The sequence below is a fragment of the Lactococcus taiwanensis genome (assembly GCF_017068355.1).
Classification (GTDB): domain Bacteria; phylum Bacillota; class Bacilli; order Lactobacillales; family Streptococcaceae; genus Lactococcus; species Lactococcus taiwanensis.
Window position 1 is genome coordinate 1,801,759 of sequence record NZ_CP070872.1, and the last position, 13,574, is coordinate 1,815,332.

15 protein-coding genes are annotated in these 13,574 nt (G+C 39.1%); 2 read left to right on the forward strand and 13 right to left on the reverse strand.

Annotated features, from left to right (window positions below; translation table 11 throughout):
* Positions 1–123: 123 nt before the first annotated feature.
* A complete protein-coding gene (gene proC, locus JW886_RS08865) occupies positions 124–912 on the forward strand; it encodes a pyrroline-5-carboxylate reductase (RefSeq protein ID WP_205871896.1) in 789 nt (262 codons plus the stop codon).
* A gap of 131 nt (positions 913–1,043) precedes the next feature.
* Here proC and rpsO read toward each other — a convergent pair whose 3' ends face one another.
* The 4 genes from rpsO to rsmB all read right to left on the reverse strand — a co-directional run bounded on the left by rpsO (position 1,044) and on the right by rsmB (position 5,716).
* A complete protein-coding gene (gene rpsO / locus JW886_RS08870) occupies positions 1,044–1,313 on the reverse strand; it encodes a 30S ribosomal protein S15 (RefSeq protein WP_075525328.1) in 270 nt (89 codons plus the stop codon).
* A gap of 155 nt (positions 1,314–1,468) precedes the next feature.
* A complete protein-coding gene (pknB, locus tag JW886_RS08875) occupies positions 1,469–3,583 on the reverse strand; it encodes a Stk1 family PASTA domain-containing Ser/Thr kinase (RefSeq protein WP_205871897.1) in 2,115 nt (704 codons plus the stop codon).
* On the reverse strand, positions 3,583–4,353 hold the full coding sequence (locus JW886_RS08880) for a Stp1/IreP family PP2C-type Ser/Thr phosphatase (protein WP_075525330.1): 771 nt from the start codon (positions 4,351–4,353) through the stop codon (positions 3,583–3,585). The genes pknB and JW886_RS08880 overlap by 1 nt, the downstream gene beginning before the upstream one ends.
* 91 nt (positions 4,354–4,444) lie before the next feature.
* Positions 4,445–5,716 (reverse strand): 16S rRNA (cytosine(967)-C(5))-methyltransferase RsmB, encoded by a 1,272-nt coding sequence (gene rsmB, locus JW886_RS08885; protein ID WP_205871898.1) that lies wholly within the window; start codon positions 5,714–5,716, stop codon positions 4,445–4,447.
* A 209-nt stretch (positions 5,717–5,925) separates the two neighbouring features.
* Between rsmB and JW886_RS08890 the strand changes: the two genes are divergently transcribed.
* A complete protein-coding gene (locus JW886_RS08890; protein WP_205871899.1) occupies positions 5,926–6,492 on the forward strand; it encodes a GNAT family N-acetyltransferase in 567 nt (188 codons plus the stop codon).
* A gap of 28 nt (positions 6,493–6,520) precedes the next feature.
* Here JW886_RS08890 and JW886_RS08895 read toward each other — a convergent pair whose 3' ends face one another.
* The 9 genes from JW886_RS08895 to gmk all read right to left on the reverse strand — a co-directional run bounded on the left by JW886_RS08895 (position 6,521) and on the right by gmk (position 13,482).
* Positions 6,521–7,030 (reverse strand): Asp23/Gls24 family envelope stress response protein, encoded by a 510-nt coding sequence (locus tag JW886_RS08895; protein ID WP_205871900.1) that lies wholly within the window; start codon positions 7,028–7,030, stop codon positions 6,521–6,523.
* A 66-nt stretch (positions 7,031–7,096) separates the two neighbouring features.
* The gene (locus JW886_RS08900) at positions 7,097–7,339 is read right to left on the reverse strand and encodes a GlsB/YeaQ/YmgE family stress response membrane protein (RefSeq protein WP_075525333.1); all 243 of its coding nucleotides are present in this window, start codon (positions 7,337–7,339) and stop codon (positions 7,097–7,099) included.
* A gap of 140 nt (positions 7,340–7,479) precedes the next feature.
* Positions 7,480–8,451 (reverse strand): methionyl-tRNA formyltransferase, encoded by a 972-nt coding sequence (fmt, locus tag JW886_RS08905; RefSeq protein ID WP_205871901.1) that lies wholly within the window; start codon positions 8,449–8,451, stop codon positions 7,480–7,482.
* The gene (locus tag JW886_RS08910) at positions 8,448–8,912 is read right to left on the reverse strand and encodes a VOC family protein (RefSeq protein ID WP_003131474.1); all 465 of its coding nucleotides are present in this window, start codon (positions 8,910–8,912) and stop codon (positions 8,448–8,450) included. The genes fmt and JW886_RS08910 overlap by 4 nt, the downstream gene beginning before the upstream one ends.
* Complete coding sequence (locus JW886_RS08915; protein WP_205871902.1) at positions 8,878–9,399, reverse strand: NUDIX hydrolase; 522 nt, start codon at positions 9,397–9,399, stop codon at positions 8,878–8,880. The genes JW886_RS08910 and JW886_RS08915 overlap by 35 nt, the downstream gene beginning before the upstream one ends.
* Before the next feature lie 12 nt (positions 9,400–9,411).
* On the reverse strand, positions 9,412–9,786 hold the full coding sequence (locus tag JW886_RS08920) for a nuclear transport factor 2 family protein (RefSeq protein WP_205871903.1): 375 nt from the start codon (positions 9,784–9,786) through the stop codon (positions 9,412–9,414).
* A gap of 58 nt (positions 9,787–9,844) precedes the next feature.
* Positions 9,845–12,184, reverse strand: a complete 2,340-nt coding sequence (locus tag JW886_RS08925; protein ID WP_205871904.1) for a primosomal protein N' — start codon at positions 12,182–12,184, stop codon at positions 9,845–9,847.
* A gap of 233 nt (positions 12,185–12,417) precedes the next feature.
* The gene (rpoZ, locus tag JW886_RS08930; RefSeq protein ID WP_075525338.1) at positions 12,418–12,777 is read right to left on the reverse strand and encodes a DNA-directed RNA polymerase subunit omega; all 360 of its coding nucleotides are present in this window, start codon (positions 12,775–12,777) and stop codon (positions 12,418–12,420) included.
* Positions 12,778–12,864: 87 nt separating this feature from the next.
* A complete protein-coding gene (gene gmk / locus JW886_RS08935; protein ID WP_075525339.1) occupies positions 12,865–13,482 on the reverse strand; it encodes a guanylate kinase in 618 nt (205 codons plus the stop codon).
* Positions 13,483–13,574 lie beyond the last annotated feature (92 nt).

Here is a 13,574-nt window from a genome sequence, read left to right on the forward strand (position 1 = left end):
CTTCATTTTTATGTTAAAATAGATACCAGTAATCCTCATTGAACGTTGCAAATTTAAAGCTTTGTAAGTTCATCTCAACACAGTTGAACCTGTGCTTGTGGGGTATCAGAAAGGTTTTCCATTATGCAAAAGATTGGTTTTATTGGTATTGGTAAGATGGCTACAGCGATTATCGCTGGTCTCGATCCTACAAGATTTGAAATTCTTATCTCTGGTCGGGATTTTAGTAAAACACAAAAACAAGCCCAAGAACTTTCAGCACAAGCTGTTACACAGCATGAACTTGTGACAAAATCAGACTTAATCGTCTTGGCGGTCAAACCCCAAGTCCTCCCAAAAGTTCTGACAGAGCTGTCAGTAGATTTAACTTCTGACAAGACCCTTGTTTCCATAGCCGCTGGCTTAACATTAGCTGATTTGACGGAGCTTGCTCAAACAGCCCATCAACCTATTATCCGAGTAATGCCCAATATCAACGCTCAAATCGGTCAGTCTACTTCTGCTATCGTTAAAAATGATTTCGTCACTGATCAAGCGTATCAGGCGACCCAAGAAATTTTTCAAGCTGTGGGGTCAGTCCACGAGATTGCAGAAAAAGATTTTTCAACTTTTGCTGCGATCGCTGGCTCAAGTCCCGCCTTTATCTATATGTTTATTGATGCGTTAGCCCGTGCGGGTGTTTTACATGGGCTACCTAAAGACAAAGCCACAAAAATTGTTGCGGAAACTGTACAAGCTTCCGCCGAAATGATCTTGCAAAGCGGGGAAAATCCTTGGAGTTTGGTCGACAAAGTTTCAAGTCCAGGAGGGACCACTGTTGCTGGAGTAGTCAGTCTTGAACAAAATCATTTTATCGGGACAGTTATTGATGCTATCACCGCTACAGTTGAGAAAGAAAAAAATTTAAAATAAGAAAAAGAACTTACAACGCTGTAAGTTCTTTTTCTTATTTTAGTTCCTCGTTATCCGATTTTTTCCAAATAAAAAATGCCTTCTGGCATTTTTATTACTTTGCTTTATCCGACGATAATGCCAAAGTTTTCTTAACGACGAAGTCCCAATGAAGAGATGAGTTCGCGGTAACGTTGAACGTCTTTTTCACGGAGATAACCAAGGAGGTTACGACGGTGACCGATTTTTTTCATCAAACCACGGTATGTAGCGTGGTCTTTCTTGTGAGATTTAATGTGGTCGTTAAGGTGGTTGATTTCCCAAGTCAATACAGCGATTTGTACTTCAGGTGAACCAGTATCGCCTTCTTTACGAGCGTATTGAGCGATGATTTCTTGTTTTTTTTCTTTTGAAATTGCCATGAGTTTTTCTCCTTTTTTTATATTGCCCAGTCCGAGTGACAGCTTGGCGAGCATGAAACCAAGAATGGGTTGTAAAAAACTACTCTCTCATCATACACTTTTTTCCTTTTTATTTCAAGTAAAGAAAAGCTTACCCAGAGGTAAGATTTTCCTTTTTATTCACTCGAACTTGTAGAAGTTGTTGTATCTCCTGACGAGTCTTTGGTTTCCTCTTTTGAGGAATGTGTAGTCTCAGCTTTTGCACTGCTTTCACTTTCAGAGGTACTACTTTGCGTTGTTGTAGACTCTGGTGTGCTACTTTCTGTTGTTGAGGTAGTACTTGTTGTACTTTCTGGCGTACTCTGTGTCGTCGTAGACTCTGGCGTCGTCGTTGATGTCGAAGCAGGTTGGTAAGCCCCCAAATAAGTTAAAGTAATTTGCTGTGTAGCGATATTGAAAGTATCTCCCGCAGCAACGTTCGAGTCATAAACGTAGTTTTCTCCATTTGGATAATTCGTATTAGGTTGCTCATCCAAAATGATATTCTCCTCAGGAACACCCATTGAAATCAAATCTGCCTTGACTTGCTTATAGGTCCGATTTTTGAACTCAGGCATTGTACCCTGTTCGCCTTCAGAGACTTCCAATACAATTTGAGCATCCCCATCTAAATCAAAATAATCCCCTGATTTAGGTGTTTGGCTAACAACAGTCCCTGCAGGTTGAGAACTTTCCACCGTTTTAGATACAATCTGATTTTCAGCAACATCATGCTCAATCATCAGATCATCTTTAACATCCTGGTAATCTTTTCCTACGTAATTCTTCATCTTAAAGGAATTACCCCCTTCAGACAAATAGATATTGACTTTGCTTCCTGAACGTACTGAACTTCCAGATTTAGGATTTGAACGGGTGACTTTATTTTTGGCAACTTCTTTACTTGTTTCGTGATATACCGTACCAAGTCCTAACTTAGCAGTTTCAAGCTTTGTTTTTGCTTGATTTTCCGTTAAATTAGTTAAATTTGGAACCTTCACATTATTAGGCGTTGAAGCCATCCAAGCGGCCACACCGCCCCCAATAAGTATAAAGGCAAGAACTAGAGCTAAAATCAATTTTTTCTTTGATTTTTTAGGCTTTCTTTGAGCCGTCCCAGCAGCTCTTTGTGCCACTTCAGTGGACTCAGGTATTTTTTCAACATTCGCATGATGTTTACCAGCTGCTAAAGCTTCTTGCTCAGTCATGGTCACTACTTTATCCCAGACTGTGGTCGATGGCATGTTATTTTTATCATACCAATAAACTTCTGCATTCCCCTCATCAGCGACATATACCGTTCGTTCAGAGGTTGAGGACTTATCAATAAGCGGCTTGGTATCATAGGGGTTGATCAAATTTGCTGGCATGATCTTCGTCTCGTCTTGATCTTTGGTAAAGACGAGTTTTTCCTCACCTTTACGATCTAAACTCGTCGATGTAGCCAGATCAGTCATCATTTCTTCAACATCTGCGTAACGGTTTTTAATATCTTTTGCCGTCGCACGTATGACCACATTCTCAAGTGACTGTGGAACATCCGGATTAAGATTAATGATGCTGGGGATATTTTCTTGAAAATGCTTCAAAGCAATGGCTACTGCAGAGTCGCCATCAAAGGGAATTTGTCCCGTCAACAATTCAAATAAGATAATCCCAATAGCATAGATATCTGATTGAACCGTGGCATTAGAGCCACGCGCTTGTTCAGGTGAGAGGTAATGTACCGAGCCAAACATCGTATTCGTCTGAGTTAATGACGTTTCCGAGAGCGCTTTTGCAATTCCGAAATCCGTTACTTTAACCGTTCCACTTTGAGCTACTAAAACATTTTGCGGTTTTAAGTCTCGGTGAATAATACCGTGAGAGTGGGCCATGTCCATCGCAGATAAAATTTCAGTAGTGATTTCTATAGCTTCATCATTCGAAAGCGGTGCTTTTTGAATGATGTATTGCTTAAGCGTCATTCCATCAACATATTCCATGACAATGTATTGTTGATTTTCAAATTCGCCCACATCAGAAATACCGACGATGTTTGGATGGGAAAGTTCAGCCATAGCAAAAGCTTCTCTTTGAAAACGAGCAATTGCAATATCGTCATTTTCAAAATTAGAGCGTAAAACTTTAATGGCTACTTGACGATTCCCAAGGAAAGTGTCCTCGCCTTGATAGACGTTCGCCATTCCTCCACGGCCAATCTCTTTGATAATCCGGTAACGATCAGCAAAGATTTTACCGATTTGAATCATCAGTCGACCTCCTGTGCTTGTGACTCGGCCACGCCATCAAAAGCCACTAAGATGACAGTAACATTATCAAGCCCTCCGTGTTCATTCGCTAAGCGAATCAAGGCTTCTGATTTATTATCTAATGTTAAATCTTCTCTATCTAAAATTTCTTGGATCTCAGCGGCTGAAACCATATTTGTCAGCCCATCTGAGTTCATCAAAATAATATCACCAGAGTGAAGAAGTAAACTCTGGATATCGGCCTGAACTTCATTTGTTTGGCCTAAAGAGCGCGTGATGATGTTTTTATTAGGATGAACTTCGGCTTCTTCCTCAGTAATTTGTCCTGCATCAACTAATTCTTGAACTAAAGAGTGGTCAGTTGTGATTTTGGTTAAAAGACCATCTCGAACAAGGTAAGTGCGACTATCGCCAACATGGGCAGAGATAGCTACATCTCCTTTGATCATGACCGCTTCAAGCGTTGTCCCCATTCCTTGATATTCGTCCAGCTTGCCCAGACTTGCAATATTATCATTTTCATTACGAATTTGATTTCTCAACCAAACTTCGAGCGTAGTTTCTGGTGTGTCCACATCAAAAAATGTCTCTGACCAAAGTTTGCCGAGATCTTCAACAGTAAGCTTACTGGCTACATTACCTGCTTTGTGTCCACCCATTCCATCAGCTAACAAAAAGAGTCGATAGCCTGCGCGGTTGATATAACTATCGGCATAGTCCTGATTGGTACTACGTTTTGAGCCGATATCTGATAAAATACTATATTCCACTTTTTCTCCTTGAAAGAACAAAGTTTTTATTGTGAGTTAAAAAAGTAATGATAGAGTGGTAGCGAACTTCTCCCTAACACTCACTTCGTTCTTAACCTTTTTTCTTAAATTTCGCTACAAAGAAACCGTCCGTGTGATACATCTCGGGGGTAATGAAAATACAACCGTCTGTAATAAGGTCCGTTTTTTCATGCGAAATCTCGACTTGTTCAAAATCTGGATGTGACTCAAGAAACTGATGAACAACATCAAAGTTTTCTTCATTGAAAATTGTACAAGTACTGTACACCATTATACCACTTTTTTTCAAGCTTTTCGAGGTACTGTCGAGGATTTCTAGCTGAATTTGTTGTAAAGCTTCAAAGTCTGAGTTTTCTTTGCGGTAACGAATGTCAGGTTTACGACGAATCAGTCCAACCCCAGAACAAGGTGCATCAACTAAGATACGGTCAAAACGCTCGGCGCCGAAAGTTTCGAAAACCTTTGTTGCATCTCCTTTTTGAGTTATTATTCTGTCTGAAACGTGCTGGCGCTGTGCATTTTGTTGAATTAACTCCAGCTTATGATCGTACAAATCCAAAGCTGTGATATGACCTGTTGTCAGGTACTGAGCCATATGCGTGCTCTTGCCTCCAGGAGCAGCACAAGCATCAAGAACTTCTTCCTCTCCTTTAAGTTCAAGCTGTGGCGCAACAAGCTGACTGCTTTCATCTTGGATGGTAATCTTTCCTGTCAAGAAAGCTTCACTGCTTGCAAAATTTCCGCTGTCTGCTACCAAACCTGACTCAACCAAAACGGAAGGGCGAGTGTTCGCTAGCTCGATGTCAGGATCAATCTTACGCAAACTAACATGGCTCGGTTTTTCCAGACTCTCAAGAATTTCGCCTGTACGCTTACCCCCAAATTGCCGAACCATTTTGTCCAGTAACAGCTTCGGCATCGAGTATTTAGTCTCCCAATCTTTCGGTTCTTCTTGTCGACGATCAGAGCGCATAAAGTTACGCAATACTGCATTGATAAAATTGGCTGTCGCTTGTCCATCATGCCGTTTAGCAATTTTGACCGCTTCATCTACTGCTGCAGAAGTCGGGACTTTATCCATAAACAAAATCTGGTAAGCCGTCAAGTGAAGAAGGGTTCTTGCCCAAGGCTTTGGTTGTTTTTTGAGAAAGGGTGCAATATACCAATCCAAAAGCGTTCTTTTTGAAACGACGCCATAAACCAATGCGGTCACAAATCCCTTATCAACTTGAGAGAGTTCCGAATCCCTCAAATTTCGATCGAGGGAAATATTCGCATAGGCATCATTACCAAAAATATCGTTAAGAATGTCTAAAGCAGTTTGTCTTGCATTTTTTTTCATAGAGCTAGTATAGCATACCCCTAGCATAATCGCTACTGCCATTTTTTATTTTTGTCTGACTTTGGCCTTCTTTTAAACAAAAAGAGAAGATTTATCCAAATACGCTCTTACTATCAATAAAAGCTTGCAAACTTAGAGATGAAAGCGTATGATTATTCTAAACTTTTATGACTAGAATTTTCTCTTGTCTGAAATTAGGAGGTAAACTGATGAGTACAACCAATCTTATTTTAGCTCAACATAACACTTTTTTGACTGAACATCTGTTCTTACGAAAGTTGAAATTAGAAGACGCAACAGAGATGAATGCCTTTACTTCTGATCCTGAGGTTGCGCGTTATATGAGCTGGCTCCCTCATGAATCTCTGGAGGAGACCCAACGTATAATAGCTAATCTCTTTCTCCCCAATCAGCTGCACCACTGGGGGATTGTGGAGAAAAAAAGTCACACATTAATTGGAGTCATTAGCCTTTCACTTCATCATCCGCACCTTGCAGAATTCGGCTGGATGTTACATCGAAATTATTGGGGGAAGAGCTACATGGCTGAAGCTGCCCTCCCTTTATTGCAACTTTGCTTTGAAGATTTAGCATTAGATGTTGTCCAAGCAAAACATCTGAGTGAAAATCAAAAATCCGGACGAGTGATGGAAAAGATTGGAATGCGAAACCTGGGTCACGTTTTTGTTTGGTTCCCTAAATTTGAAAAAGCACGTACCGCAGATTATTGGGCACTAAGCGCTGAAGATTATTTCAGACAAAAGCAAATTACATAAAAAAAGCTGGAATCAATCCAGCTTTTTCTTAATGAACGCGGGGTTCTTGGGACTTACGATCTCCCACTTTGTCTTTCACCTTGTCCACTTGTTTGGAAGTAAATTGGCTTGTGGTTTGTGCCACATCGACAACTCGATCTTGTAAACTTACCTCAGCTTCTTTTTGCTGAGATTTCGTTTTGATATCTACCACGTCCACGTTTACTTCCACCACATCTAAGTCTGTCATTGCGGCGACTTCTTTACGAATCACTGACTTGATCTTTTCATAAATATCTGGCACATGGCGTTGATATTCTATAACAACTTTTAAATCAACGGCGACTTGTTCTTTGCCGACTTCAACACCAACGCCTGTTGTAACATCATCATTATTCACAAGTTTTCCTGTGAGATTTGAAAAAAATCCGCCGTCTACAGCTAAAAGTCCCTCTACTGATTCAAGGGCTAAACCAACAATTTTCTGAATAACTTTGTCATCATAGGCTAATTCTCCACTCACTTTATTAGGGGATTCTGTTGTAAATTCTTGTTTCATCTTAAAAACTCCTTTACTATAACTCCTGATTTCGAAGAAAAAGGAAATCAACGCTTAAATAGATTTCTAACGGTTTGCTTTGCTCAAAAAGAAAGAGACTACAGCAACCACAATAATAGCACCAACAATTGAAGGGATTAAAGCCATTCCTGCTAGGCTTGGCCCCCATGTTCCTAGGAGAGCTTGCCCTACTGCAGAACCAATCAGTCCAGCAAGAATATTGGCAATCCATCCCATTGACTTTCCTTTATTTGTAATTGCTCCTGCAATCACACCAATCAAGGCTCCAACAATTAACGACCAAATCATAAAGCACCTCTTTCTAGTACATTATCTTGTACATTTTAACTATACCAAAAAATGTATTCTATAAAAAGCAAACGGTTTCGCTTTTTTGATGCTTCGAATCAATTAAAAAAATCACCTGTTCACAGATGACTTTGTTTCACTTATTCTCCAAATTTATCCCCAACTTGCAGTTTTTGTCCAAGTCCATTGAGGAAACTCACCACATCCATTTTTGGTTTACCAGCAGGTTGAACCAAAAGAAGCTCAAGAACGCCTTTACCTGTGACAACTTTAAGTACTTTTTTGGTTTTTTCAACCACTTGTCCCGGCTGTAAGTCACTGACAGAGCTGTCAGTAATATTTTCTGATACTTTTGTTTCATAAATCTTGAAACGCTCGCCATTCCATGTGGTATGAGCAACTGGGAATGGATTCATACCGCGAACTTTATTGAAAATTTCACGTGCAGATTGATTCCAGTCGATTTTTTCTTCTTCTGATGAAATATTAGGACTAAAAGTTACTTCATCTTCATTTTGAGCTTGGGGGCTCAGTTCACCCGTCAGATATTTTGGTAAGGTTTCAAGTAACAAATCACGTCCAACAAGGGCCAATTTTTCAAACATGGTCCCGACGTTATCTTCCTCAAGGATCGGGGTAGAAGCTTGAGCAATCATGTCACCCGCATCCATTTTACGAATCATCTCCATGATGGTTACACCCGCTTCTTTTTCGCCATTCATAATGGCATAGTGAATAGGTGCTCCGCCGCGATATTTTGGTAGTAAAGAAGCATGCGTATTGACTGCAAATTGAGCAGCATCTAATAATTTACCTGGCAAAAATTGTCCAAAGGCGGCAGTCACAATTCCAACTTCTCCTGATTCAAGCAGAGCCATGATTTGAGTCATTTCTACTGATCCAGAAAGTTTTTCTGGTTGAAGAACAGGCAAGTTAACCGTTAAAGCAAGTTCTTTAACTGGTGTCATTCTTAATTCCTGTTTCCGACCCACCTTACGGTCTGGTTGAGTCACTACTGCTAGAATTTCATATTGATTAGAATCAATCAAACCTTTTAAAACGGTCGCAGCAAATTGTGGTGTCCCCATAAAGATAATTTTTGTTTTTGTCATAAGTTTTCAAACTCCTCGATAATAATTTTCTTTTGTTTCATTAATACTTGAACAGCCTTATCGCCTTTTGCCATGAGCTGTCCAAGATTTTCTGGAATAATTTGCCAAGAAATACCAAATTTATCTTTGCACCAACCGCACTGCTCGGCTTCTTTAACATGAGAAAGTTTTGACCAATAATCATCAATTTCGGCTTGATTTTTACAAGTCACGGTAAAACTCACTGCTTCATTAAATTTGAAAATTGGCCCGCCATCAAGGCAGATAAAGTCAAGGCCATTCAGACTAAATTCACCATTTAATACTTTTCCAGACATGCCTACAAAATGCTCATCTAGCTTTTCATCCGGATAATATTCGATGTTTTTGATTTTTGAATTTGGAAAGACTGAGACATAATAGTTCATCGCTTCTTTGGCGTTGTTATCAAACCAAAGGCTTGGGATAATTTTTGCTTCCATAGTTGACCTTCCAATCTCTGTAAATTTCGGCTTTGTTCACATGGGGATAATTATTGATTTCAGCAATTAATTTTAGGACAAGGGGAGATGAATTTTCTACTGACAATTCTGTCAGTAACTTCCAAACTGCTCTGTCAGAATCATTTTTTCCGTCAGCAACAAATTGTGGTAATTTTTTGGCTACACTATTTAATTTTACATCAAAAAGATTGAAAACGTGGTGTGTGACGACTCGACGGTCATTTTCATAAATCCAAGCCGAATACAGGCGATTATTAGTACTTGCAAGAACCGTAAAGCCTGTTTCTTCAAGAACTTCTCGCTCTAATGTGTCAACCATTGATTCACCAACTTCTTGCGAACCGCCAGGTAAATCATAGCGATTTTGATAGGGACCTGAATTTTTTTCAATGACAAGTAATTTATCATTGTCAATTGCCACACCATAGACTCCAAAATGCTTCAATAAATCAAATTTCTCAACCATATTTACCTCATTTCATTTCAAAAACGGCCGAAATTTTTCATGTTTTTGTTCAAATTCCTGAATTTCACAAATTTTATTTCCAGAAAATTTAACAAGAGAAAGACCGTCAAAAATATTTTCTTCCCCTTTATAAACATAGTGGAAAGTCCATGTGAAAAACCCAGTTTCCTTATCTACATAAGACTTATCCACAAACCATGACTTCACTTTGTTTTCCACAGGATGATTCCACTGACGAAACCATTTTTCAATTTCCGCTTTTCCTTGGTATTGCGCCCCATAGCATTCGGTGTAGCTAATGTCTTCTGACAGGGCTGTCAGTAACTTTTTGATGTCTTTGGTCAGCCATCCGTCAATTGTTTGTTGAAAAAGTTCTATTTTCTGCATTTTCCACACCAACTTTCGTTTGTTTTCAAATTCTCAACTTTTCCACCTGTGGAAATTTTTATACAAAATTTTGTGGCTCGCTATCAATCAACACGCGTAAATTTTTGTTATCCCGAAGTTGGGTTAATTCAAGCACTTGATTCAAAGCTGATTCTAATTCTTCTTCAAAACGATATTTAACTAAAATCTGATAATGATAAAGGTTATGTGTTCTGGCAATTGGTCTAGCGGTTGGCCCTAAAATTTTAGCTTTTTCTGTCAAATTTTGCTTGAGTAATTGAGCGATCTCATAAGATTTTTGAATAGCAACTTCTTCATCTTGATGAGAAACAAGCACTTGAACGGTGAAATAATAAGGTGGATAGGAAAGTTCACGACGAAATCTCATTTCCATTTCATAAAATTTTTCGTAATCTTGAGCCTTGGTCATTTCAATGGCGTAATGATGTGGATTGAAAGTTTGAATGAAGACTTCACCTTTTTTATCTGCTCGTCCAGCTCGTCCAGCCACCTGCATTAACAATTCAAAGGAACGCTCACTCGCTCTAAAATCAGGTAGATTTAGGCCAGTATCTGCGTTAATGACACCCACTAAGGTTACGTTTGGAAAATCTAAACCTTTGGCAATCATCTGAGTTCCTAAGAGGATATCAGCTTCATGATTACCAAACTTTTCAAGAATTTTTTCGTGAGCATTTTTTGTCCGAGTTGTATCGACATCCATTCGCAAAACTCGTGCTTCAGGCATGATTTCTCGAAGTTCTTCTTCGACTTTTTGCGTCCCTGAACCATAATAACGAATTTTTCGTGAATGACAATTAGGACAAGTTTGCGGAATTCCTTCGACATGACCACAATAATGACAATTCAAAGTTCGGGTATCCATGTGAAGGGTCAAGGAAATGTCGCAATTGGGACAATCAACAACAAAACCACATTCGCGACACATGACAAATGAAGAATAACCCCTTCGATTCAACATCAAAATGACTTGTTCATCTTTGTCAATTTTTTCTTTTATTTTTGTCAGTAAAGAGTGTGAGAAATTAGCAGATTGGTCAGAAATTTCACTGCGCATATCAATGATTTTTATTTCTGGCAGGATTGCTGCTTCATTTGCCCTTTTTGTCAGTAATAAAAGTTCATAAACGCCACGCATGGCACGTGCTCGCGTTTCTAAACTTGGCGTTGCAGAGCCTAAAACAAGTCTTGCTCCATGCCATTTTGCACGCAAAAGCGCAATATCTCTTGCATGATAACGGGGACTTGAATCTTGCTTATATGAAGTTTCATGTTCTTCATCAATGATGATAATTCCCAAATTTTCAACAGGTGCAAAAATAGCTGAACGTGCACCGACAACTACCTGAGCTTTGCCAGATTTAATTTTTCGCCATTCATCATATTTTTCACCATCAGATAAACCAGAATGCATAATCGCCACTTTATCTCCAAAACGAGCAATAAATCGATTAGTAATCTGTGGCGTCAAAGAAATTTCTGGCACAAGCATAATTGCTGTTTTACCGAGTTTGAGAAAATGGTCAATGGTCTGTAAGTAAACTTCTGTTTTACCGGAACCAGTAATTCCTTCCAACAAAAATGGTTTGTCAGAAGATGCAATTATTTTTTCGTAAGCTGCATTTTGTTCGAAGTTGAGAATTTTAGCACTGTCATTTTCCACAGCTTCAAATTTTTCTTTCGTCCTCGAAATTTCAACCTCTTCAATTTTGACTAGGTCATGCTCAACGAAAAATTTAATGATTTGTGAAGAAAAATTTAATGATTTGACCGCAATTTTTTCTTCTTGAAGTCGTAATAGAAAATATTTCAACTCTAAGCGTTTTTTAGCTCTCTTTTCAATTTCAAATTCAGCTAGTTTTTCGATATCTGGAATAGATAAGAATTTTTCTGTTTTTCTATTTTCTTTAGATTTTGCTAAATATTCTACTGACAGCTGACCCAAACGTACAGCCTTTGCTGATGAGATTTTTTCAGCTTCTGTCAGCTGTGACCATTTGACAGAAGTTCCGTCAGTCGATTTTAGGAGCTTGTCATAATTAGAATTCAAAAGATTAGGTAACATGGCTTTTAGACATGAAATTTTATAAGAAAATACGGAATGACGCATTTCATCTGCCAACCAAAGCTGTTCATCCGTTAGGACTGGCTCAACGTCGAGTAATTCAGAAACTTCTTTCAAATTTACTGACGGCTCAAGTTCTTCATCTTCAAATCCAATGACAATGCCTTGAACAAGCCGGTTGCCACTTCCAAAAGGAACATGGACCCGCATGCCACGCTCGATCAGCTCTTCCATTTCGCTAGGGATGACGTAAGAAAAGGGCTTATCTGTCTGCATCAGTGGCACATCAACAATAACTTTAGCAATTTTCATATAAGCCCCAACTTTCTCTTGTTCTCTAAAAATGCAGATTGGCGTACATAGCACAACTCATAGACGCCGTAAAAGCAGCTTGACACTTTTCTACTTTTTGTCCGACAAATCATAACATCGTATCTTTTATTATATCAAAAAAGCACCTTAAACGCTGTGAACCCCTACGCACTTTTTAGAAATTTTAAGCCTTTAACTACACATAAAAAAGCGCCCAAGGCGCTCTTAAGATGTTATTCTGCAGCAGCTGCGGCAGCTTTTGCTGCGCGACTTGTTTTTTGTTTTGCTTCTTCTTCAGCTTCTTCTTTTGCAATTTGTTCTTTGATGAGCTGTTCTTTCATCTTCGCTTGCAAACGTTCCAATTCGCGTTTTTCAACTAGAGTTTCACGCTTTAATTCTGGTGCTGGGTGAATCTTGACCGTACCATCTGCAATTTCTTCCAAAGCTTGCAATGTACGTTTAACTGCTTTAAATTCTTTCGTAGGGCGTTCGCCATCGCGCAATTCATGCGCGCGCTTTGCTTCTAATACTACTAAAGAATATTTTGAGTCCACTTGATCCAATAACTTGTCAATAGAAGGTTCCAACATCATAATTCACTACCTCATTTTCTAAACTTTTCATTTTATGTTTACTGACAGCTCTGTCAGTAAGTTTTAATTTCATTCAAGAGCTTTGGATTACATTTTTACATCATCAATCATATGAATATAACGCTCGATCACGCGATCAACGCGGTAATGCTCCGCCTCAATGATTTTCTTCACACGCTCTGCAGCAAGCTCCACTTCATCATTGACCACCGCATAATCGTATTCGCTCATCAGGCGAATTTCTTCTTTGGCTTTCTCTAGCCGTGAAGCAATGACTTCTGCTGAATCCGTGCCACGCCCAACCAAACGACCACGTAATTCTTCCAAATCTGGCGGTGTTAAGAAGACGAAGACACCATCTGGTACTTTTTCCTTCACTTGAAGGGCGCCTTGAACTTCAATTTCCAGAAAAACATCTTTTCCTTCGTCCAATGTCTGATTAACATAAGTCAAAGGGGTACCATAATAATTTCCCACATATTCCGCATATTCCAACATTTGGCCATTACGGATCATTTCTTCAAATTCCTCACGTGTCCGGAAGTAGTAATCTTTTCCATCCACCTCTCCTGGACGTTGCTTTCGTGTTGTCATTGAGACCGAATACTCAAAATTATTTTCACTCTCAAAAATTTTCGCACGAACTGTTCCTTTGCCCACCCCAGAAGGGCCAGAAAAAACAATTAATAATCCACGCTCACGCATCTTTTCCTCCGATTTATGTTTTCAAATTTTCTTAATCAACGATTAGTTCTATTCTAACAAAGCTTTGCTAAAAATACCAGTTTTTGTCTTCA